The organism is Bacillus sp. UNC125MFCrub1.1 (assembly GCF_000701305.1).
Lineage (GTDB): Bacteria > Bacillota > Bacilli > Bacillales > Bacillaceae > Bacillus > Bacillus altitudinis.
In genome coordinates this window covers 224,273-246,847 of sequence record NZ_JNIG01000012.1, presented here as the reverse complement: position 1 = coordinate 246,847, position 22,575 = coordinate 224,273, and the positions used below count along the sequence as shown (strand labels likewise).

General features: G+C 39.4%; 24 protein-coding genes, 2 tRNA genes and 1 pseudogene. 2 read left to right on the top strand and 25 right to left on the bottom strand.

Annotated features, from left to right (window positions below):
• Nucleotides 1-10 precede the first annotated feature (10 nt).
• The 6 genes and pseudogenes from N521_RS10600 to N521_RS19895 form a co-directional block, all read right to left on the bottom strand.
• Entirely contained in the window at nucleotides 11-160 is a 150-nt protein-coding gene (locus N521_RS10600; protein ID WP_024427820.1) for a teichoic acid D-Ala incorporation-associated protein DltX, read from the bottom strand.
• Nucleotides 161-414: 254 nt separating this feature from the next.
• Nucleotides 415-1,650, bottom strand: a complete 1,236-nt coding sequence (locus tag N521_RS10595; RefSeq protein ID WP_420359194.1) for a Kelch repeat-containing protein — start codon at nucleotides 1,648-1,650, stop codon at nucleotides 415-417.
• Nucleotides 1,651-1,910: 260 nt separating this feature from the next.
• Nucleotides 1,911-2,165, bottom strand: a pseudogene (locus N521_RS19220) (DUF4241 domain-containing protein); the annotation flags it as partial.
• A gap of 562 nt (nucleotides 2,166-2,727) precedes the next feature.
• Nucleotides 2,728-3,129, bottom strand: coding sequence for a DUF1878 family protein (locus N521_RS10585; protein ID WP_035391207.1), 402 nt, complete (start codon nucleotides 3,127-3,129; stop codon nucleotides 2,728-2,730).
• A 19-nt stretch (nucleotides 3,130-3,148) separates the two neighbouring features.
• Nucleotides 3,149-3,610 (bottom strand): hypothetical protein, encoded by a 462-nt coding sequence (locus N521_RS10580; protein WP_035391205.1) that lies wholly within the window; start codon nucleotides 3,608-3,610, stop codon nucleotides 3,149-3,151.
• Nucleotides 3,611-4,024: 414 nt separating this feature from the next.
• Nucleotides 4,025-4,159, bottom strand: coding sequence for a hypothetical protein (locus tag N521_RS19895; protein ID WP_269320979.1), 135 nt, complete (start codon nucleotides 4,157-4,159; stop codon nucleotides 4,025-4,027).
• A 236-nt stretch (nucleotides 4,160-4,395) separates the two neighbouring features.
• Here N521_RS19895 and N521_RS10570 point away from each other — a divergent pair, with 236 nt between their 5' ends.
• On the top strand, nucleotides 4,396-4,737 hold the full coding sequence (locus N521_RS10570) for a hypothetical protein (RefSeq protein WP_035391202.1): 342 nt from the start codon (nucleotides 4,396-4,398) through the stop codon (nucleotides 4,735-4,737).
• Nucleotides 4,738-5,065: 328 nt separating this feature from the next.
• Here N521_RS10570 and N521_RS10565 read toward each other — a convergent pair.
• The 14 genes from N521_RS10565 to N521_RS10500 form a co-directional block, all read right to left on the bottom strand.
• Nucleotides 5,066-5,139: transfer RNA gene (locus N521_RS10565), tRNA-Arg, on the bottom strand.
• A gap of 163 nt (nucleotides 5,140-5,302) precedes the next feature.
• A complete protein-coding gene (locus N521_RS10560) occupies nucleotides 5,303-6,241 on the bottom strand; it encodes a restriction endonuclease subunit S (RefSeq protein WP_051632381.1) in 939 nt (312 codons plus the stop codon).
• Entirely contained in the window at nucleotides 6,238-8,082 is a 1,845-nt protein-coding gene (locus tag N521_RS10555) for an HsdM family class I SAM-dependent methyltransferase (protein WP_035391201.1), read from the bottom strand. Before N521_RS10555 ends, N521_RS10560 begins: the two co-directional genes overlap by 4 nt.
• A gap of 281 nt (nucleotides 8,083-8,363) precedes the next feature.
• The gene (locus tag N521_RS10550) at nucleotides 8,364-8,693 is read right to left on the bottom strand and encodes a hypothetical protein (protein WP_035391199.1); all 330 of its coding nucleotides are present in this window, start codon (nucleotides 8,691-8,693) and stop codon (nucleotides 8,364-8,366) included.
• Nucleotides 8,694-8,814: 121 nt separating this feature from the next.
• Nucleotides 8,815-8,888 (bottom strand) — tRNA-Arg (locus N521_RS10545).
• Nucleotides 8,889-9,008: 120 nt separating this feature from the next.
• Nucleotides 9,009-9,533, bottom strand: a complete 525-nt coding sequence (locus N521_RS10540; RefSeq protein ID WP_008345914.1) for a YfcE family phosphodiesterase — start codon at nucleotides 9,531-9,533, stop codon at nucleotides 9,009-9,011.
• A 14-nt stretch (nucleotides 9,534-9,547) separates the two neighbouring features.
• A complete protein-coding gene (locus tag N521_RS10535) occupies nucleotides 9,548-10,150 on the bottom strand; it encodes an XTP/dITP diphosphatase (protein ID WP_169791232.1) in 603 nt (200 codons plus the stop codon).
• Nucleotides 10,151-10,160: 10 nt separating this feature from the next.
• Nucleotides 10,161-10,889, bottom strand: coding sequence for a ribonuclease PH (gene rph / locus N521_RS10530; protein ID WP_007501599.1), 729 nt, complete (start codon nucleotides 10,887-10,889; stop codon nucleotides 10,161-10,163).
• A gap of 151 nt (nucleotides 10,890-11,040) precedes the next feature.
• Entirely contained in the window at nucleotides 11,041-12,102 is a 1,062-nt protein-coding gene (locus tag N521_RS10525; RefSeq protein ID WP_035391197.1) for a GerMN domain-containing protein, read from the bottom strand.
• Between the two features lie 101 nt (nucleotides 12,103-12,203).
• Nucleotides 12,204-13,022 carry a glutamate racemase gene (gene racE, locus N521_RS10520; protein WP_155924094.1) on the bottom strand — a complete coding sequence of 273 codons (819 nt, stop codon included), beginning with the start codon at nucleotides 13,020-13,022 and terminating at the stop codon, nucleotides 12,204-12,206.
• Nucleotides 13,023-13,029: 7 nt separating this feature from the next.
• A complete protein-coding gene (locus tag N521_RS10515; RefSeq protein WP_007501606.1) occupies nucleotides 13,030-13,470 on the bottom strand; it encodes a MarR family winged helix-turn-helix transcriptional regulator in 441 nt (146 codons plus the stop codon).
• A 149-nt stretch (nucleotides 13,471-13,619) separates the two neighbouring features.
• Complete coding sequence (gene gerE, locus N521_RS10510; RefSeq protein ID WP_003184172.1) at nucleotides 13,620-13,844, bottom strand: spore germination transcription factor GerE; 225 nt, start codon at nucleotides 13,842-13,844, stop codon at nucleotides 13,620-13,622.
• A 206-nt stretch (nucleotides 13,845-14,050) separates the two neighbouring features.
• Nucleotides 14,051-15,367 (bottom strand): CitMHS family transporter, encoded by a 1,317-nt coding sequence (locus N521_RS10505; protein WP_017358236.1) that lies wholly within the window; start codon nucleotides 15,365-15,367, stop codon nucleotides 14,051-14,053.
• A gap of 155 nt (nucleotides 15,368-15,522) precedes the next feature.
• On the bottom strand, nucleotides 15,523-16,383 hold the full coding sequence (locus N521_RS10500) for a LysR family transcriptional regulator (RefSeq protein ID WP_007501609.1): 861 nt from the start codon (nucleotides 16,381-16,383) through the stop codon (nucleotides 15,523-15,525).
• Nucleotides 16,384-16,518: 135 nt separating this feature from the next.
• Here N521_RS10500 and N521_RS10495 point away from each other — a divergent pair, with 135 nt between their 5' ends.
• Nucleotides 16,519-17,649, top strand: coding sequence for a 2-methylaconitate cis-trans isomerase PrpF family protein (locus N521_RS10495; RefSeq protein WP_017358237.1), 1,131 nt, complete (start codon nucleotides 16,519-16,521; stop codon nucleotides 17,647-17,649).
• Nucleotides 17,650-17,790: 141 nt separating this feature from the next.
• Here the strand turns inward: N521_RS10495 and N521_RS10490 are convergent, their stop codons facing one another.
• The 5 genes from N521_RS10490 to N521_RS10470 all read right to left on the bottom strand — a co-directional run bounded on the left by N521_RS10490 (nucleotide 17,791) and on the right by N521_RS10470 (nucleotide 22,332).
• Nucleotides 17,791-18,507 carry a biotin--[acetyl-CoA-carboxylase] ligase gene (locus tag N521_RS10490; RefSeq protein WP_017358238.1) on the bottom strand — a complete coding sequence of 239 codons (717 nt, stop codon included), beginning with the start codon at nucleotides 18,505-18,507 and terminating at the stop codon, nucleotides 17,791-17,793.
• Between the two features lie 71 nt (nucleotides 18,508-18,578).
• Nucleotides 18,579-19,037 (bottom strand): acyl-CoA thioesterase, encoded by a 459-nt coding sequence (locus tag N521_RS10485; protein ID WP_007501614.1) that lies wholly within the window; start codon nucleotides 19,035-19,037, stop codon nucleotides 18,579-18,581.
• A gap of 122 nt (nucleotides 19,038-19,159) precedes the next feature.
• Nucleotides 19,160-19,924, bottom strand: a complete 765-nt coding sequence (sdhB, locus tag N521_RS10480) for a succinate dehydrogenase iron-sulfur subunit (RefSeq protein ID WP_017358239.1) — start codon at nucleotides 19,922-19,924, stop codon at nucleotides 19,160-19,162.
• A gap of 1 nt (nucleotide 19,925) precedes the next feature.
• Nucleotides 19,926-21,686 carry a succinate dehydrogenase flavoprotein subunit gene (gene sdhA / locus N521_RS10475; protein ID WP_008345971.1) on the bottom strand — a complete coding sequence of 587 codons (1,761 nt, stop codon included), beginning with the start codon at nucleotides 21,684-21,686 and terminating at the stop codon, nucleotides 19,926-19,928.
• A gap of 37 nt (nucleotides 21,687-21,723) precedes the next feature.
• Nucleotides 21,724-22,332 (bottom strand): succinate dehydrogenase cytochrome b558 subunit, encoded by a 609-nt coding sequence (locus N521_RS10470; RefSeq protein ID WP_007501622.1) that lies wholly within the window; start codon nucleotides 22,330-22,332, stop codon nucleotides 21,724-21,726.
• Nucleotides 22,333-22,575: the final 243 nt, after the last annotated feature.

Genomic DNA, 22,575 nt, shown 5'->3' with positions numbered 1-22,575 from the left:
TAATCTCCAATTAAAAATCGTTGTAAATGAATGATCCCGTATTTGCTGTATGGAATCCGTAAATAAAGAACAATAATAGCAAAATAAGTAAGTAAAAGCTTGTATATCCTATCCATTTTACAGACTTATTTTCTGATAGCTTTTTGAATAGCATATTGATAACCTCTTTTCTTTTGACACTTATAAAGACGCATGGATCATCAAAAGAGTTTCATATCAAAACATAAAAATTTTAAGAATTGATGAAAAAAAGATGTCCAAAGTATGAACGTGTCTTCGGGCAAAGCTGTCTTATTGTAACAAAGATTTAATGTAATTGAAATGAAATGGAAGCTTAAATTTGCCTTAAAATTGGTGAAAGCTGTCGAACAAACGCAAAAGCCACCTAGTTAGACTAGATGGCTTTGTTGTTATTTACTTTTTATATTTATTCACTTCGAACATGAGAATGTTGTTGAATACCACATAGTCCTTTTTACTTTCAAAAGGACCTTTGTTGTTGTCATGCTCGTCAATTTCATAAAACCCAGGACCTTCGCCAGCATCACGTTTTTTGTACCAGGATAGGAAGGCGTTGACTTCTTTCATGGAGAGGTCATACTCTTTTTGCAAACCATTGACCATTGTGATGATGAGAAGAGCATCGCCGTCTTCATCGGTTGCATCGTCTTTTGGTGGTGTGGTTGGTTCTGGGTCTTTGTCGCCTGGGGTTTCAGTGTCATTTGGAAATTTTAGGTCTTTCAAAGATAAAGAGATGACAGATTTGTAGTTTTTGTCTGCAGTCTCTGTATAATTCAAATTATAATCTCTACCACCTATAACGTATAATGTATCATCAATAACCACTGTTGAGGCACCTATACGCATATTATGATAAGGTACTGCTATATTGACTAATCCTTCATTTTCAGAATCATACACGAATAAATCTCTTGTTGCAGCAGCGGGAAAAACCATGTTATTTTTATAAGTAACGCCACTTAGATAGCCTTTAACAAATCCTTTTTTCTTGACAGACCAGACTTCCTTCGATGCATTATATTCAAAAACTTCACCCTTATCATTTTTCCCAAAGATATAAAATTTATCGTCTAAAACTAGGCCAATTGCACCTTTATTTTTAACATTTAGAGGAGCTTCTTCTTTCCATGTTTGACTGGATAGATCATAACTAAAAAACTCTTTACCCCCTAAGACATAAATTTTATTTCCAATAACACCCGATTGAACGTTATAAGAGCCTTTTGATTTGCTAACAAAGGGAATATCAGGTAGTGTTTCCCACTCATCTTTTTTTGTATCATACACTTCAAACTTATTATAAGTAACATCCGTATGTTTTCCAGCAAGTACATAAATCTTTGAACCTACTACTACTGATGCTGCTCCTCCTCTTCCAGTAGGTATATCTTTCTTTTTAGTCCACTTATCGACAGATGGATCATATTCTAACGTTTCATTAGACGCATTGAACCCACCAATTACATAAATTTTCCCCTCCACAGCATTAGCTACAGCTCCCACTCTTGCTGTGGGCAAATCAGCTAATTGATTCCATTCATCCTTCGCCGCATGTACAATTTGAAATGACTGCGTAAATGAAAGAATTACTAGTAACATCATAACGATCCATTTTTTCAAAAATAACACTCCCTTTTCATTATCTTACTTTCTCATTATCGGAGTGTTTTTTTATTTTTATAGAATAATTGATCTTTTTAAAGAGATATTAATAGAAAAAACCATCGGAAAAATGACTTACTAAAGGGTCGCTTAAAATAATAGTTTCAATCAAAAATTGCATGAGACTTTAATCAAAGAAAAATAAAAGAACCCATGATTCATGGGTTTCTCCTCAATCCATTATAAGAAAATCCGTCACAAGACAAGCAGGTTCCCCGTTTTTTTTTCTATCCCTCATAAGCCTGTAAATACAGTGCTGCTTCCACATCCATAAAACAGCCCATCCCCGTATTCACACCGTAGCCGAAGAACTCATCTTCTTTTAATTGTTTGGTTTCCTGCCCTGCTCGTGTGGCAAGCTCCCATTCTATTGCTTGCTCGTTTGTAAACTTGATCATTGCATAGGCGACGCGTTCGTCACTGCTTTCTAATTGCTTTACTACAAGTAGAATAGGATATTTCCCTAGAGCAACCTTCCTCGTAAAAGGTTGGCCTCCTTCTGAAAAAAAGGATCACAGGCAACGATATGACCGCTCGTGATCTCGATATGGCCTAACTGTTTAGCAAATAATTGATCACCTTCAGGGCTGCTTTTGTTCTCTCCATTTTCAAACATTAAGTTTGTTGATCGATGTTGTACAAGGGCTCATTCCTTTCATTGTTTTTATGGGGCGTTTGGGATTATGTATTTTTCTCTGCTTTGTCTTTTATTTCTGTTTTAGTTCTAGTCTCCCTTTTTATCTGTCAATAAAAAATCTGTAACAAGACAAGCTTCATCACAATTCTCATTTATAGGCTTACAATGCAATTAACCCTCAACCGAATGGTTTGAAGGTCATTTTTTCACCTTCATTTAAAAGTAAATCACTCGATTTGATTTTGTACATTCTCGAATTCCTCCATACTCAGCTCATTTTCTCCTTCTACTATCCACTTTAATTTTTTAGTTGTAAGAGAGCTGCTGTTTTTGTAAGCGTCAGTTTGTGAAATCTCTAAAGTTTCATGAAACAAAAAAGCCCCTTCATCAAACGAAGGGGCTGGCAGTTAATTATTTTTCAGTAAGAACTCACATACAGTTGGCTGAATATGCTGTCTTTGAAGGCTCATTAATAAGTATTTGGTTTTGATATCAGAAGAAAATATTTTCTCCTTATAATGATCAAATTCTTTTCTTGTCGGCACTTCATTTTTCATCACTTCTTCAACAGAAATCCCAACCGCTTTCAATTTTTCATTTGTGGATGTTTTCTTGATTTCTAGAGACTCTTCTTCTCCATTTAAACGATTAGAGAAAATCCCCAAAATTTCAACGACAGCATCTACTTGCTCTTTCCTCAAATTATGATCCAAAGCAAACATGAAAAATGGATGGTCATCTCCGTCAATGATTGTCTTAAGTAAATAATTTTGATACTTGAGGAGTTCTATCTCTCTTTCTAAATCCATCGTGTCACTCCTTTGTTAATTATGCAATAATCAACATAATTGCCCACGCAATTGTTCGAGCAGAAGATGCTGGTATTCCCAATTCAAAGATCATGAAATCAATTAACCTTGCTTCAATACTGTTTGTAACACTGTCAAGAAAATCGGCAATTTGTTTGGAGTACTTTTTAACGTAATCTGCATTTTTCTTGCTCAAAATTTCCAGAAGATCTCCTAGAAGTTTGCCGCCATTCCTTAATGCATAGACTAAACCGTCTTTTTTCAAACCTTTTGTACTTAGTGTAGGATCATTTACCACAGTATTATTAATTGTATTCGTTAGTTCATTTTGAACTGTAGCGTTTTGTAAAACGGTACTCTGCAATTCAACTTTAACTAGATTTTTTGCTTTTTTGTTCTCTGCTGCATACGTAGAAACTGGGGCTACAATTGAAAATAAAGTAGTCAACGCTAGTGTTCCTGCAATAAGTTGTTTTTTCATTTAAAATTCTCCTCAAAAGCAGATGCATCCGCAAGAGTTTATTGGCCTAGAAATATATTAACAAATACAGGAATTTTTTTATACACTTTATCTTATATTTGAATAAATTTGGTATTTTAGGTCTTATTTATTTAACAAAAAATAATCTTTATTACTCTTTTTGTAAAATTAATCACTCTATTATTCATACTGCTTTTCTCTCTCTCATACAGCTTCATGTGTCATCAGATTCATTTATAGAAAGTTTCTATTTCACTATTTATTTTTGGGACGGTGATGATATGACTAAGGAGTACAGGTAATGACGAACCATCTACACCCTAAAGATCTAATCTTTCCAAAAGAGCTAAGGGATAAGAATATAAGAGAAAAAGGTTAAATGAAAAAACCCCTTCCAATTGAGAGGTTATGTTATTAACTATCTCCTTTTATATATTTCTTAATGAATGTTTCGCTAATCATGGTTACGATATAGATCGCAACCGCTAAAATCAGCATCAACGGAAACGTGCTTAAACGATCATCTGCAACGTATACAATGATCCCCACAATAACAGCCACTACGATTGCCGTTAAAATATGCCCTAACCCCTTCGTATACCATAGACATGTTATTACACAAAAGGTTCAATTAAAATAATTTCCACAACAACAGATATACGCAAGTCTAAATTGGTTTTGATCACAAGCAGAAGTGGGTTTCCTTTGTTTCACTCTATAAGTGAATTGCTCCCCCTTTCTTCGTGCCTTCACAACCATCCTAAATATGAGAAAAGAGGATTGACATGGAACCTGATTCTTTATTCAAAACATTACTAAACTACAAAAATAGGGACCTTAAATTAGAATATGAAAATGGATTACAGCTAATTGGTAGAACTGATACATTTTTTGAAACCGATAACGGTCTAGAAGATGATGACATCAAGTATAAAGAATATTACGCTACAGTCTTTCAAGTAAATAAGATTTTATCTCCTCCCCTTAATAATGAAAAAGACAGTTTATATACTTGGTTAATTGAGGGAAACACTATGTTTGAGATTTCTCTTTATGAAGATACACCAAGTGCAGTTTATATAGCAGACGGTCAAAGAATATGGGAATTGGACAGTGAGAATAACTAAGAAAAGCCACTTCAAATTAGAAGGGCTTTTCATTTGTTTCTGTTTTAAATATATCTAGTCACTACCTTCAAATATAACTCTATTTTTCAATTTATACATTTTTGATTTTGATCCCTTTACGTTCATAGTCATTGAAGAAGCTGACCAAAAATCAACCACCATTTTGATAGCTTCTTTGATACAAAAACAGGGAACGGAATTACTTAAAAATAAATCGGCTGCCAATCCGCCCCCAAAAACCTAATTTGAAGCAATAATCGATCTTATGTTCCAAGAAAAAAAGTCTGAAATCCATTAATATATAGGATTTCAGACTTTTAATTTAGTACGTCCCAGGAGAGATTCGAACTCCCGACCGACGGCTTAGAAGGCCGTTGCTCTATCCAGCTGAGCTACTGGGACTTACTGTATTTTTCATTCCTTTAGTATAACGGTCACTTTTCGAACTTAGACTGATTGACTTATTTTCTATTATATTGGGTCATGATTTGCAATTCAACAATTTAATATGAATCACTACTTAATCACCATAAAGTAAAAAAGACCCCTAAAAGGAGGCCCCAAATTATAATACAGGCAGCAAAATTGTACTAAGCTTATCACCTTTCGGCTTTCTTCCATAAGAGAATTTGAATCTATTAGCAGTTATCAATGTGGCGTAAGCCAATTTCTTTTCTAAGGAAAAGTCCTTTTTTGGAATTAAGACAGTAACATTACTATTCGGCACAAAAGGTTCGATGGCAACATAGGAATAGGTATGACTTCCAGCCCCGTCAGTGGAAACATACAATGTACCTTCTGGGAAAAACTTATTTTTAGGAACAGTACGAATATCAACATATCCTGCATAGCTTGTAGATTGCCATTTAGATGGTCTTATATAAGGTATTAGAAATTCGTTTACCCTTTCAGGCTGAACAAGTACATTGCTTGAAGCTAGCCCATTAAACATGTGAAAGATGTCTTCTAACTTTTCAAAATCATTTTTATCTTGTTTTTTTAATACATTGCCAATTGAGCTTACTTTACCATTTATGCTTTCAAATTGTCGGATTCCAGTACTATCATCAATACTGTAATTTAATATTTCATGTGGAATTTCTGTAATATCTGGTATTAACAATTTTGGTAACGTTCTATTTACTTGTCTTCCATAGCTAAATTTAAATTTATTCATTGATAGTGCAGTACAGTAGTACAGTAACACAGGTTTTGACATAGTTATTTTCGGTTTTAAGTAAAATAAGTCTCGTCCAGAATAATACGGGCGTTCCTGTAAAAAGCTTGACATAACACTGCCTCCTCCTGCAACTGAGATAGTCATTGGAGGATTAGGGGTTACATTAATCCTTTCAACAAATGCTGTAACACCATTTTGCTTTTCGCTACGGCCAACATAAGGAATGGCATTTGGAGAATGGATAGATACTTCTTCTAGCTTATTTAAGTCTAAATTTACTCCATATTTCACTTCAAATAAATCTTCAACACTAACTAATTTCATAAGCCATTCTCCATCTTAAATGCTTGGTACTTTCGAACAGTTTTCTCAAAAGCCTTTATATCTAGTGAGCTATAATCAGTTTCTAAATATGCCTCTGCAATCCATTCATCTTCTGGAGTCACTTTCTTATTAATACTAAACTCGGCTATTTCTTTTCTGTTTATAAATGCATTTAACCATTGTCTTTCTAATCCTTTTTCGCCGTCCCACTGCCTATTCACATCTGCACGCCCGTATTTCTTAGTTTTTACAAACCCATCATTTCTCCAATAACCGAACCATGTTTCTTTATACTTAGAATGTGGGACATGAGCTGTGATTACCATGCCAACAGTTACTACTGATGTCTTACTATTAGCAAACAACTCTTCAGGTAAAGAAACAACCGCTTCAAGGGTATGATTTTTAAGTAAACGTTTTTTGTACTCGTAATTCGCACCTGATGTATCTGTAACTACACTAGCAGGAACCAGTGCAATAACAGTCCCTTTTTCTTTTACAGCATCTAAATTTGAAAAAATGAATTCAAATTCATAAATATCATCTTTATCCATCTTAAATGGTGGATTAAGAAGGCCAACATCAATTAAATTTTTACCCTTTAACTTACTAGGAACTACGTCAAAAGTATCACCCCAAATGATGTTACTTCGACCATCTGAATGTATAATCATATTTGAAACTAGCAATGCTAAATTACTGGATTCATATTCAATTCCATAAACTTGTTTCTCACGTATTTCCTCAATTTTTGTTTCGTCATCCCCTGCATCAATCATCATTTCACCTAGTGAAGCCACAAGGAATCCACCAGTACCTGCTGCATTATCAAGTACAGTAGTGTCTTTTCTAACATTAGCCATCTTGGCGAATAACTGCGCAATGTGCATTGGTGTAAGAACAATTCCTAAACCCTTATCTGTGTTTGCATAACGCAAAAATTCAATATAAAACTGACTTAACGTATCTATATATTTGTATTTATCTAAGAACGTATAAACGTTATCCTTAATTGATGTGATAACTTCCGTTAATGCCATTAACCCTTTTTTACTGTCAGAGAATGTCTTGTTTGTTTTGATAAAATCAAATGCCCCTAATACTACATCCGTATTTTTATCCTTTTTAGGATCTGCTCTTAATTCTGTAGAAATTGCGCCTAACAGAGACGTGATTAATGCATTAGCTGTTTTATGAGTATTATATGAAATCCTAAAAGCATCATTTTGTAATGCAACCAATATTCCAGAGATAAGTAAGGCTCTGTAGGATTCCTTGATTTTTTTCTTATGCAGATTGCTATTTAATAACTTTGCGTAAGTTAGTAGTTTTGAATAATCTCTATGAAACGCTTCGTCTGATTCCAATATCAATCTTAGGTAATTATCATAAGTTAAAAGATTTTCCGACTTCACTTCTTGAACTTCATCAGTACCTTTTAACTGCCAAAATGCACTAACTTCATAATTGTCTTCACTTCCACTCAAAGCGATAGATAGTACATCGAATTCCTTTGAAACAAAAGATGAGTACAGTAATACTCCATCAACTGCATAATCAGCATACCTTTCTCTAGTTACACTGCTATGAAATTTGGTGTCTGCCTTACATTCTACAAGGAAAATGATATCAGGATACCGATATGATCTGAGGATAAAATCTGGTATTCCCTGTTTTGTGCCTTTTTTACTAGCATTTATAAGCAACTTTTTTATTTTTTCATTAGCTGTCGCATCTTTAAATTCAACAATAATATCTTCGTTATCAAAATAACCTTTTTCTTGAAGCAAATCTTTAAAAAGCCATTCAGTTTCAGTCTCTGATATTTTTCTATTAGCCATAATTGCACTTCCTTAATTTTCACATTTGCATTTTTTGCTCTAAAAAATTTCAACAATAACAATTCTACTATAGAAAGTCTGTAAGTTGAATGCCTTTTCGACAAACATTGATATTTGTATTGCTCCTCAATTCTAGATGCGGCGGAGTATGCCATTTGAGGATAAAGCGCCCAAAAGCTAAAATAAGCCCTTTAACCCTTTGTATATATACATTCAAGGCTCAAAGGGAATTTTATTTGTATCAAGTTGGTGTAAGGATCAGAAAAAAGCGAAAATTACTCTTATAAATCCATACTCATACTTCTATATAAGACTATAAGCTTTATTTTGGCTTTCCCATACTTCATTTCTTGCAACTGGTACTTTGTATGTCTCTTCCATTTCGAATGCATAAAATGAAGAACATAATCGCTTATAGTACGGCTTCTATTGTGACTCACCTTCATTTGTCTTGTAATCATGTCCAATGTATCAGTAATCATCTTAGAATCATCATTTGCATTATGCTGTATTCTTTTTGATTTTGAAGCAGCTGGACCAGAAACATTTATATCATCCAATAGCCCTCTAACATCGATTCCAACATCAAACAATCCTGTTCTTTTAGTCAAAATAAAAACCTCCTATACCGAAATGTATAGCCAATAAACGATGTAATAATTTCTTACACGACCGTTATACTGACCGTTTCACTAAACGGTTTAGAAGGTTGAAATATAAGTATGGTAAGTACGTCCCAGGAGAGATTCGAACTCCCGACCGACGGCTTAGAAGGCCGTTGCTCTATCCTGCTGAGCTACTGGGACATGTTGTTATGTAGTGTGCTTTGGCGTATTACCTCAGCGACAAGATTTATTATATTACTATTGTTCTTTAAAGTCAACGGTTTTTCGAAAGTTTTTTCATAAGGGGCAAATGCTGCACCCTTATGAAATACCTTCCAATGTGACAGTGTTTTCGAGGTCTTGTATGACGTGACCTTCGTCCGTGAAAAACTGTACGTTTGCTTCGCTTCCATCTAGTGTCAGTATAGCATAGCTGCGCTCTTTGCGCACTCTTGGCAGGTGCACGCTGCCTGGGTTAATGAGGAGTTTTCCTCTTAGCAGTTCACTGCCAGGGATGTGCGAGTGGCCAAAGCAGATAATGTCTGCGCCTAGCTCTTCTGCACGGTAGTAGACTTGGAGCAAGGATTGTTTGATCCCATGCAGATGTCCGTGGGTGAGAAATAGTTTTCCGCCTCCATCCAGTGGGAGCAGGAGCTCTTCTTCAAAATCGCCCATAAAGTCACAATTTCCTTTGACGACTTTGTATCCTTCGAGTGCTGGGTGGTTCGTTTCGAGTTCTGAATCTCCGCAGTGAATCATCATGTCCACTTCAGCCGCATGCCGTTTGGCAATGGTTTGAAGTTCGTCTGTGAGTCCATGACTGTCACTAATGATGAGTATCTTCATGGCTTCATTCCCCCTTATTCATTTGCGTCTAGCAGTGATGAAAGCTTTTGAAGCGCAACCGCTCGATGGCTGATCTTGTTTTTCTCCTCTGGTGATAACTCGGCCATCGTCTGGTCTTTGTCTTTGACGATGAAAATCGGGTCGTATCCGAAGCCGTTTTCGCCGATCGGTTCTTCGGCGATGAAGCCTTCTACTGATCCTTCTACCGTTTGAGTCTCTTTGCCCGGTATACTGACAGCCAGGGCACATCTGAATCTAGCAGTGCGGTCTTCTTTTTCTATGCCTCGCAGCTCATTCAGCACCTTTTCCACGTTCTCGGCATCGTTTTTATGCTCACCCGCATACCTCGCTGAATAGACGCCAGGTTTTCCGCCAAGGTAATCAATCGACAGACCCGAGTCGTCTGCAATCACCATTTCACCTGCTTTGGCTTGAATGGCCTCGGCTTTGATGATCGCATTTTCTTCAAAGGTATGTCCTGTTTCTTCGATCTCTTCCGTAAATCCGATGTCCGCTAGTGTTTTGACCGTGAATCCTTTTGGCTCAAGAATGGCTTTGAATTCTTTCGCTTTGCCCGCATTGTGCGTTGCGATGATGGCAGTTTTCATCCTGATCAAACCCTTCTCTTTATTCGATAACTTCTCCTGTCACTGCTTTTTGCTTTTCAATTAATTCTTTGATGCCTTTTTCGGCTAAATCAAGCAGTCCGTTTAGTTGTTCTCTTGAGAATGTCGCTTCTTCGCCAGTGCCTTGAAGTTCAACAAAGCGCCCAGCACCTGTCATGATGACATTCATATCCACTTCAGCTGAAGAATCTTCTTCATAATTTAAATCTAACAGAAGTCCCTGTTTAGAATCAATTCCGACGGATATCGCAGCTAAATAATCAGTGATCGGATTTTCTTTCAAAACGCCTTCTGATTGAAGCTTTTGAATCGCTAGTGTCATGGCCACAAATGCACCTGTAATAGATGCTGTGCGTGTTCCGCCGTCTGCTTGAATGACATCACAATCAATCCAAATGGTGCGTTCACCAAGCTTTTCTAAGTCAACGACTGCGCGCAGAGCTCGTCCAATTAAACGCTGGATCTCCATTGTACGTCCTGTGACTTTTCCTTTAGATGATTCTCTTATCGTTCTTTGAGCCGTTGCTCTTGGAAGCATGCTATATTCTGCTGTAATCCAGCCTTTTCCTTCTCCTCTTAAAAAAGGAGGTACGCGGTCCTCGATAGATGCGTTACAAATCACCTTCGTATTGCCCGCTGAGATTAAGACAGAGCCTTCTGGGTGCGTAATGTAGCCTGCCTGTATTTCAATTTTTCTTAATTCGTCGTATTGTCTTTCATCTAATCTCATGTTTTACCTCCGTTACAATATACATTCCGCGCGGGTGTCAGCGGGGTTCTCCTATTAACTTTGACAACCTCGATCCGTTCTAATCGCTTGGAATAAAAAAGAGGCAGCGAATGTGCATGCCTCTTTTTCTCCATTATATCAATGTGTGACGTTAAAAACTACCTGTATTCACTTGTTCTGGTCTTGAAACTGGCTTTGTGAGTTCTGTTCCTTTTTCGTTCACAAGCTCTGCCTTTCCGTTTACCTTCACAGACACGCTTTTCACATCTGGCAGCTCTGTTAATGTCAGCACAATGCTATCAAGAACTTTTTGTGAAATGACCTTTTTCTTTTCATCTGCACTGCCAAAAATGGATTCATTGAAATCTAATGTCACATGACCGTCTTTTACTTTCGGGACATCATTGAGCTTCACATCTTGATCAAAGTCTGTCAGCAATTGGCTTGTTTTGCTTGGCCCAGAGACGAGCTCATCAATGGCTGCTGTAATTGGATCATCCTCGTCTTTTGGTGCTCTTTTGGTCACCGGGACATAGTACGTCTGTTTGTCAGATTCAGCTAAATAGTAGACGGTCACAGGTTTTGTCGATGTCATATCAGCCGCAGCCTCGTGCTGAATATTAATGCCGTCCTCTCTGCTTAAATCATCTGAAATCGGTGTTCCATTCACAGGCATCTCTTTTAATTCATGGCCATTCATCTTTAATTTGACTTTTGCTACTGAATCAAACTGCGTTAATGTCCAAGTGACTGATTGCAAAATGCGCTGTTCGTCTTCTTTTTTATAGTTTTTGAATTCATTTGAGAAATCCACAACCGCAGTGCCATCTTTAATATCGACAGATACGCTCGTGTCCGCCGGCAGCACGGCTCTGAATCCATTTGGCATCAGATTAGAAATCGGTCCCCCGTCTACGAGGTATTCAAGTGTTTGTTTCGCACTTCCTTCGTTTTTCGGCAGCGGAATGGATTGAGAGACAACATACCCATTTTTATCAATTAAATATAATTCTCTCATGACGGTATCTGCTTGCTTCTCTTCTTTTCCTTCTTTCACTGTTTGTTTCTCTTCTTTATTTTCTTTCACAAACGTGACATTTTGTGGTGGATCAATCTCTGTTTTCGCTTGGTCTGTTTGAAACAATCCGCATCCTGATAAAAGCATGGCTGACGCAATACACGTAACAGCTGCTGTAGTTCCTTTTTTCAGCATACTTCACCCTCCTCTAGTGGTTTGTACTAGTATGTATACGAGCTCCCTCAGAGGATTAGACCCTTTTCATAAAAAAATAACCCACTTCCATGAGAAGTAGGTTATTGCTGATATACGTGTTCAAGCGAAACTGTTTCGACCTTCCCTGGCAGGTAGCCGAACCAGTCTTGAGCGATGTTTTGAAAGTTTTGCTGCTGCCCTGTTGTATAAAAAGTATGAACAGGCTCTTCCTTCGAATCATTTAACAGCCCTTTATATGAAAGAATGGTGCTCGCTTCTCTCGCTGTCTCGTCTCCTGAAGAAATGATGTTGACGCCACTGCCCATAAAGCGCTGAATCGGTTCTTTTAAAATTGGATAGTGCGTGCAGCCAAGAATAAGCGTATCAATGCCTGTTTCTTTCATCGGTTCAAGAGAAGCTTTTACGACTTCATCTGCTGTATGATCTAAAAACGTACCACTTTCCACAAATGGCACAAGCAATGGACATGCCAGACTTTGAACAGTTAGTCCTGCTTTTAAAGAAAGCAGTGCTTCTTTATAGGCCTCACTTTTGATCGTATTGACTGTGCCGATGACGCCAATATGCTGATTGTTTGTCACCTTGATCGCTGTGCGGGCTCCGGGCTGGATTACGCCAATGACCGGGATATCAAGTGTTGCTTTAATTTCATCAAGTGCTATCGCCGTCGCAGTGTTACACGCAATGACTAGCATTTTAATATGGTGATGTCTTAATAGGTAGTGCGCCATTTCCCATGTATATTGAAGAACCTCTTCTTCTGCTCGAGGGCCGTATGGACATCGTTTTGTGTCGCCTACATAAATAATTTTTTCTTTTGGCAGTTGTCTCATGATTTCCTTCGCAACGGTTAAACCGCCTACGCCGGAATCAATCACGCCGATTGGTTGATCCAACAAAATCGCCTCATTTTCTTTTCATTTGCTGCTGTAGTTTCGTTAAAGATTGGTTGAAAACGATGGCTTCTTCTTCTGAGAAAGCCCCTAGAAGTTCACTGACGTATTCTTGGCGTTTGACAATCACTTCTTGAATGATCCGCTCACCTTCAGGCAATAAATGAATGCGAACCACGCGGCGGTCAGACGGATCTTTCACCCGTTCAACAAGTTCACTTTTTTCCATTCGATCAATTAAATCGGTTGTCGTGCTGCAAGCCAAATACATCTTTTGTGATAACTCACCTATTGTCATATCTCCGAATTCATAAAGCCACTGAAGCCCCACAAATTGAGGAGGTGTAATCGTATATTGATTCAGAATTTCTCTACCTTTTTGCTTAATGATTGCAGCAATATGGCGCAATGATTTTTCAATTTCTGCAACATGGCCTGACTCATTCGTTTCCATTTCATTGATACCTCACTATAGCATCTCACTTTGATTAAAACGTACATTCCTATTTTCCTCGTTTTTCAATGAAATTGCAAGAAGAGACTCATGGAAACGATATAGAAATAACCGGCTCCTCCCTGGTGCGGAAGGAAAACCGGCTGACGTTAGAGCTCTAGCTCACCCATACGCAGAAGCTCGACTACGGCCTGTGAACGACCTTTGACTCCTAGCTTTTGCATGGCATTCGAAATATGATTTCGAACAGTCTTTTCGCTAATAAAAAGCTCGCTTGCAATTTCTTTTGTTGTTTTATCTTGGACGAGCAATTCGAATACTTCTCTTTCTCTTTTGGTTAATAGCGGCTTGGATTGAAACTCTTTCTCCTTCAAGTATTGTAACCCTCCTTGCTAAGGTGAGAGCTCTAGTCTCTATAGAATGGGATTCTGTATAGTCGAGATATCATATGCCGGGTACTTGAGGTAGGTGACGTTAAAATCGAGAATTCCCGCAGATGAGCGTCCAATTTCCTCCCCTTCAAACCGCACAAAAAAGGACGAGTCCCCTATAGAGACATCGTCCTTGATCAAACAAGCTGTTAAAATATCGAAATGGCTCCTGTTAAAAGAGCAATTAGTGTTGTAAACAGGGCTGTTAATACGGTCCATAACAGTGCGTACTTTTGCAAATCACCAATATCTTTATTCAGCATACTCACAAGCAGTAATGTTGAAGCCACAAGCGGACTCAGTAAATGGACAGGCTGTCCGATAATAGAGGCGCGCGCAATTTCCACTGGATCAATTCCGTAAGCTGCGCCGGCCTCAGCTAAGATTGGCAGCACCCCGAAATAATACGCATCATTTGAAAGAACAAATGTAAATGGCATACTCGTCAAAGCGACAATGAGTGGAAAAAATGAGCTGTATGAATCTGGAATCATGTAAATGACCAAGTTAGCAATGGACTCCACCATTTTTGTTCCAGAAAAAATGCCTGTGAAAATTCCTGCTGCAAACACAAGGGTAATGACCGTTAAGGCATTTCCTGCATGCGATAAAATCCGCTCACGCTGATCTTCAACTTTTGGATAGTTGATCATAAGCGCAATGACAAAGCCAATGAGAAAGAGTACAGGAATCGGTACGATATCCAATACAAGTGTCACCATGACAGCAATCGTCAGGAAGAAGTTGACCCAAATCAGGTTTGGTCTCTTCATATCTGCAACGCCATCTTCAATTGATGCCGCCAATTCAGGAGAGATCGAGACCTCTTCTTTATACTGAATCTCGGCAACCCCAATGCGCTTCCGTTCTTTTTTTCCAAGAACATACGCTGTAAAAAGGATAAAAAGACCGCCCCCTATCATCGTCGGGAGTAATGGAATGAAGAATTCCGCTGCATCTAAACCAAGTGCAGCAATCGCACGAGTGGCTGGACCGCCCCAAGGCGTCATTCCACTCATAATGCCTAATGATAATAATGAAATCGTCCCTAAAATCAGTGGGTTCATCCCAATTCTTAAGAAAAGTGGCAGCATAGCTGATACGGTAATCATGTACGTTGTCGTTCCATCACCATCTAATGCAACAAGCATAGACAAAATCGCTACCCCAAAAGCAATTTTCACCGGATCGCCTTTCACAAGACGTAAAATCAGTTTGATCAATGGGTCAAACAATCCAGCATCCAGCATGACACCGAAGAATAAGATGGCAAATAACAATAAAGCAGCAGATGGTGCAACGGTCTTGAGTCCATCAAGCATCATGTCCCCTAATCCGCTGTAAAATCCACCGATTAATGCAAAGATGATTGGCACAACGGTTAGAGCCACCACCGGATGCATACGTTTTGTCATAATAAGAAATGTAAAAGTCACGACCATCAAGATCCCTAAAATAGCTAGCACTTCATATCCCTCCATCCTCTTCTTTACACGATCCACAAGCGCCCCTTTTGCACTTGCGGCCCGAAATGTTAGCGCTTTCTATTTCAAGGATATAATAGCTTTTTTTATAATGAAAATATCGATTTTTTCGTCTATTCAATAAATTTTTTTTATAATTAGCCTTGCTGACTTCTTAAAAACTCAATGAATGCTTTCACAACAGACAAATGAAGGGAATCCGGCTGGTACATGAGCCATGTATCTCTTAAAACAGGCTGTCCATCTTTATACGAAAGACCTTTTACAAATAGCTCATCACTTGGTCTGAGGCAAATTTCCGGGACAATGGCATAACCTAAACCATGCTTCACCATCTCTTTTGATGTATCTTGCCTGTCTGTCTCCATTGTCACAAGCGGAGGCATCGTGAACGTCTCCTGCCACCATCTGTTAATCAATCGTTTTAATGAACTATCCGTGTGATAGTCAATGAGCGGCAGTTTCGGAAGGTCCTTTAGCTGTATTTCTGATTTTGAAATGATACAAAGGCGTTCTTTATCAAGCAAAAATCGCTCTCCATTCCAGTCGTAATCTCCTCTTAAAATCCCTAAATGTACACTTGATGTCCCTAATAAATCCATGACTTTTGTGCTCCATCCTGTGTTCACCATAAATTGAACATGTGGATACTGCTTAGAAAACTCTCTTAAAATTTCCGGCAGTTTATATTGAGCAAAGTTACTCGACACCCCTAACCTGATCGTTCCTTTGACCTTTTTTTGCATATTGAGCATGCCATCTTTCGTTTGCTGGAGCTGCTTGAGCATGTCATTTGCGTATTTAGCCAAGTATTCGCCCTCTGATGTAAATTCAATGCCTCGCTTTCTTTTAAAGAAAAGCTTCATGTCAAATTCCTCTTCAAGCTGTTTCAATCGATAACTTAAGGCAGGCTGCGATACAAATAATTTTTCTGCCGCTTTTGTGATGTTCTTCTCTTCATATAACACCTTTAAAAACCGCCAATCTTTCTCATCCATTGTGTGCCCTCCTTTTGACCTTATTATAAAAATATTTTATCAGTTTATCTTAAAATAATGTATTTAACTTATTTCTTATTATACTTTACCATTTTGATTAGATAAATAGTAACTAAACAATTGAGGGTGAGAGCAATGAGAAAAGTTCCAATCACAATCATGCGAGGCGGTACAAGCAAAGGGGTCTTCATTCAAGCCAATGATGCACCTTACGAACACGATGAGCTCGAAGCATTTCTATTAGACATTATGGGTAGCCCTGACCGGCTGCAAGTTGATGGAATCGGGGGCGGTAATTCTTTAACAAGTAAGGTGGCCATTATCGATAAAGCCACTCGTCCAGATGTGGATGTGAACTATACGTTTGCACAAGTCAGCATCAATGAAAGATTTGTCGACTTTAAAGGAAACTGTGGGAATATCTCATCAGCAGTTGGACCGTATGCCATCATTAAAGGACTTGTCCAAGCAGTTGAGCCTGTCACAACAGTACGTATTCTGAATACCAACACGAATAAAATCATTGTGGCAGAGGTAGAAGTCGAGAACGGAGAAGTAAAATTTGAAGGACAGGCAGAAATTCCAGGAGTGAAAGGAACAGGTTCTCCCATTTATTTATCCTTTGAGAAACCTGAAGGCGCTGTCACAGGTAAAACCTTTCCGACTGGAAACAAAATGGATACGATCCAGACAAAGTTTGGAGAGATTCCGATCTCAATCGTTGACATTGCAAATCCAATCGCCTTTGTCCGTGCCAAAGATATTCAATTAAAAGGAACTGAATTGCCTGAGGAGTTTACAGACGAATTGCTGGATGATTTAGAAGAGATTCGTTCCATCGCTGCTGAAATGTGCCATTTTGCACCAAAAGAACTAGCCACATTACAGTCTCCAGCTGTTCCAAAGCTTGCGATCATCAGCGAGCCTGCTGATTATGTAGATACAAATGGAATATTGAGAAGAGCAGCAGATATGGACATCATCGTTCGGATGCTATCGATGCAAAGACCGCACCAAGCACTTGCCATTACCGGATCTGTCTGTGTGTCAGCCAGCTGTTTCATGGATCAAACGCTTCCAGCTCAGCTGTTTCAAGGAAAAGATGATTCCCTCCGTATTGGTCATCCTGCTGGTATTATGCAAACTGAAATTGATATCTCACAAAGCAGAGTGAAAGTCATTCGAACCGCAAGAGAAATCCTAGATGGAGTGGTCTTTACAAAAAAAGACTATATGGTTCAACCTCAAATAAAAAGAGAAGCATAAATGAGACGTCATCTTGTCGACAAAGAGCTAAAATGAACTGATTTTAGCTCTTTGTCTTTTTTCAGTGTGAAGATCTTAAAGCAAATCCGTTTTAACACCGAATGCAACGGTTTTATACACACTCATCGAACGAGAAATTGTCTACTTGGGCGGTGCATCAATATCTCCTGCTGAATGGGCTTTTATATGTCCTTGATCATCTTTTAACTGAATATGACCATAACGGTTCACACCACAGCAAGTTCCTTCCTGCCATGTTTGCTTTTCACGATCTAATGAAATACGAAGCGGTTGATTCAGCCGATATAATCGTTTGTTATAAAGGGCAGTGAGGGCTTCAAATCCTTCCATTTGCCAGCGTGCATGGTATTTTTCAAAGGCCGCTGCCAAATCTTTCACTAGCTGGTCCGCTTTCACCTCAGTCAGTTCTGATAGGCAAACGGTTTTATACGGAACGTGCTCCGGCTTTGTCTCTACATTGATGCCTACACCGATGTAAATGGCGCTGCGGTCTGCTTCAATTAATGTACCAGATACTTTCGCTTCATTAATCAATAGATCATTTGGCCATTTGATTGCCAGCTGATCCTCTGCTCTCATGAGTGGTTTGAGTACATCATAAATGGCGAGTGCCGTCAGCGGGGCAATCGTTGATTGGGTGGAGATATCTACTGGCGGTTTTACTGTCATCGTGACAGCCACATTCCCTGTAGGCGTTTCCCACGGTCTGCCAAGCCTGCCTCTCCCTTCTGTCTGCTGCCGGGCATATACAGCAAATGAAGGGGTTTCTCCTTGCTGAATAAGCCTTTTCGCTTCATTATTTGTACTATCAATGGTGTCGTATTGAAAGATCTTCATGTGCTCTCCTTTGTTTCTTCTTCATTATGATTCTTTTATTATAACAAAATGAAACATGTGACCGTGATTCTTTAATGTCGCTGGGCCTGAAAAGTCTCTTTTTCCTCTTCTGTAAACGGTACAGGGGCACCGGTGTCTTTACTTATTTGCACCATCGTGACTGAGCCTGTAAAACACGGTTCTTGCTGTTCATTTTCTCCTAAATAATGAAGGATGAGAGAGCTTGATCCAACCTTTTCTGGCTTTACATACACACGCAGCCTCTCACCGATTTCCACTTGCTTGATGTAATCACATTGAAGGTTTGCCACGACCGTAATCGTCTCTCTCGCGCGCTTCATTCGCTTATCTACAATTCCCGTTTTTTGAAAGAAGGCAATCCGCGCCTCTTCAAAATACACAAATGGGGTGACATTGTTCATGTGACCAAACATATCCGTTTCTGAAAAACGGACGGTTGTTTCCACATAAAATCGAAACGATGCCCTCCACTCTTCAAACGGTTCTTCAATATATGACGGCAGCCTCATTTGATCCACTCCTTATTCGCAAACAAACGCCTCTCCCGTATTGGAAGAGGCGTTTGTTATGTTTTTGCATCCAGCCTCTTGTAAACACTCATCATGATTGGCAAGGAGGACTGAATGTGATGTTATTCTGCGTGATCGCTTCCGAAGAAGTTACGGAAAGCTTGTAATGTTGTATCTCGGTTAAGTGCTGCAATTGATGTTGTGAGCGGGATTCCTTTCGGACAAGCCTGCACACAGTTTTGAGAGTTCCCGCAGTTTGCAAGACCGCCATCACCCATAATTTCTTCTAAACGGTCAGACTTATTCATTGCACCTGTCGGATGTGCGTTAAATAGACGAACTTGTGAAAGCGGTGCAGGGCCCATAAAGGAAGACTTATCATTCACGTTTGGACAAGCTTCAAGGCAGACACCACATGTCATACACTTTGAAAGCTCATACGCCCATTGACGCTTTTTCTCAGGCATTCTTGGTCCAGGTCCAAGATCATATGTGCCATCGATTGGCACCCATGCTTTGACTTTTTTCAATGAATTGAACATACGACTTCGATCAACCTGCAAGTCTCTCACAACCGGGAACGTTTTCATCGGCTGAAGACGGATCGGCTGATCTAACTGATCAATCAGTGCTGTACATGACTGGCGAGGCTTTCCATTAATGACCATGGAACAAGCGCCACATACTTCTTCAAGACAGTTCATGTCCCAGTTGATCGCCGTTGTTTTTTCACCTTTTTTATTGACCGGGTTACGTCTGATTTCCATGAGTGCGGAAATGACGTTCATATTCGGACGATATGGGATTTCGAATTCCTCATCATAAGGCTTGCCATCTGCTGTATCTTGACGTGTGATAATAAATTGAATCGTGTTTTTTTCACTCATCTTATTTCTCCACCTTTTTCTTCGAGTAATCTCGTTTACGAGGTGCAATTAACGATACATCGACGTCCTCATAGTGGAATGCAGGTTTTTGGTTTTTCCCTTTGAACGTAGCCATCGTTGTTTTTAGGAATTCTTCATCATTTCTTTCTGGGAATTCCGGTTTATAGTGTGCGCCTCGGCTTTCATTCCGGTTGTAAGCCCCAATCGTAATGACACGTGCCAGCTGAAGCATGTTGTCAAGCTGACGCGTGAAGGCAGCGCCTTGGTTGCTCCATGAAGCTGTATCGTTGATGTTAATATGCTTATAGCGCTCCATCAGTTCTTCAATCTTCTGATCTGTTTTTAAGAGCTTCTCGTTGTAACGAACGACTGTCACGTTGTCCGTCATCCATTCTCCAAGCTCTTTATGAAGCACATATGCATTTTCTGTGCCATCCATGCTAAGGATGTTGTCCCATTTCTCCTGCTCTTTCTTCACGGCACTGTCGAATGTTGCAGATGATAAATCTTCTGCAGACTTTTCAAGACCGCTAATGTATTTCACAGCATTTGGTCCAGCAACCATTCCGCCGTAAATCGCAGAAAGCAATGAGTTTGCACCAAGTCTGTTTCCGCCGTGCATAGAGTAATCACATTCTCCTGCAGCAAACAAGCCTTTGATATTCGTCATTTGATCATAATCAACCCATAATCCGCCCATTGAATAATGAACAGCCGGGAAAATTTTCATCGGAAGCTTACGCGGGTCATCACCCATGAATTTTTCATAGATTTCAATGATTCCACCAAGCTTAATATCAAGCTCTTTTGGATCTTTGTGAGAAAGATCTAGGTACACCATGTTCTCTCCGTTGATGCCAAGCTTTTGCTCCACACATACGTCGAAAATTTCACGCGTTGCAATGTCACGCGGTACAAGGTTCCCGTATGCTGGGTACTTTTCTTCAAGGAAGTACCAAGGCTTCCCGTCTTTATATGTCCAAACACGTCCACCTTCACCACGAGCTGATTCACTCATGAGACGCAGCTTGTCATCTCCTGGGATCGCTGTTGGGTGAATTTGAATGAATTCTCCATTAGCATAATGAGCACCTTGCTGATAAACGATCGATGCAGCTGATCCGGTATTAATCATGGAGTTCGTTGATTTACCGAATACGATACCAGGGCCGCCTGTTGCCATGATGACAGCATCTGAACGGAAGGATTCGATTTCCATTGTCGTCAAGTTCTGCGCCACAATGCCTCGGCATACTTCCTCGTCATCTAAGACAGCACCAAGGAATTCCCAGCCTTCATATTTCGTCACAAGCCCTGCTACTTCATAGCGGCGAACCTGCTCATCTAGTGCATATAATAACTGCTGACCTGTTGTCGCACCAGCAAATGCTGTACGGTGGTGCTGTGTTCCCCCGAAACGGCGGAAGTCCAGTAATCCTTCTGGTGTTCTGTTAAACATTACACCCATACGATCAAGTAAGTGGATAATGGACGGCGCTGCTTCACACATTGCCTTTACTGGCGGCTGATTAGCTAAAAAGTCTCCGCCATATACCGTGTCATCAAAATGCTCATAAGGTGAATCTCCTTCACCTTTTGTATTGACCGCTCCGTTAATTCCGCCCTGTGCACAAACAGAATGCGAACGTTTCACAGGTACGATTGAAAATAGTTTAACAGCTGTTCCCGCTTCTGCTGCTTTGATAGTTGCCATGAGACCAGCTAAGCCGCCTCCGACAACGATGATGCTAGAATTACTCATTGTAGCCCCTCTCCCTCTTCTACTAATCTATTTCCTCTTAAACAAAAGCGAAAATTGCTCTTAGCCCTACATATGAAAGCGCTATAAATATACCTAATGTCACATATGTGGAGATTCTTTGTGAGCGTGGTGAAACTGTAATTCCCCAGCTGACAGCAAATGACCACAAGCCATTAGCAAAGTGGAAAATAGTAGATAAAACGCCGACAATATAGAAACCTAGCATAAATGGAGAGCTTAAAATATTCGCCATCATGTCATAGTTTACTTCAGCTCCAAGCTGCGCTTGAATGCGTGTTTCCCATACGTGCCAAGTGACAAAAATCAATGTGATGATACCTGTAATCCGTTGCAGTCTGAACAACCAGTTTCTTAAGTAACTGAAGCGAGACGTGTTGTTTTGTGCCGTAAAGGCTATGTACACCCCATAAACAGCATGATAGATCAGTGGTAAGAAAATCACGAACAGCTCAAGTGCATATCTGAATGGAAGCTGTTCCATAAAGTGTGCAGCTTTGTTAAACGCCTCTGGTCCATTCGTCGCAAAGTGGTTAATCACTAAGTGCTGTACTAAAAATAGACCGACCGGAATGACGCCAAGCAAAGAATGCAATCTCCGATAAAAAAATTCTTTGTTCCCCGACATTACTTTACCCCCTAGTAAAAAAAGTGCAATTGCTTGAAAATTGTCTTACCCCCGCTTCTTTCAATTGTAAGCACTTTATTCAAATTTATTGACAATTTCATTTTACTCCTATGTCAAAAAAGCGTCAAGAAACCGCGTACATAAATTAAAATTTTCCGAAATTTAAAAGTTTTAAATCAAAATTCGTTTTACTACAATAAGAATTTCTTAGACTTCAGGGAAAACTCTGTCATCATATGCCCA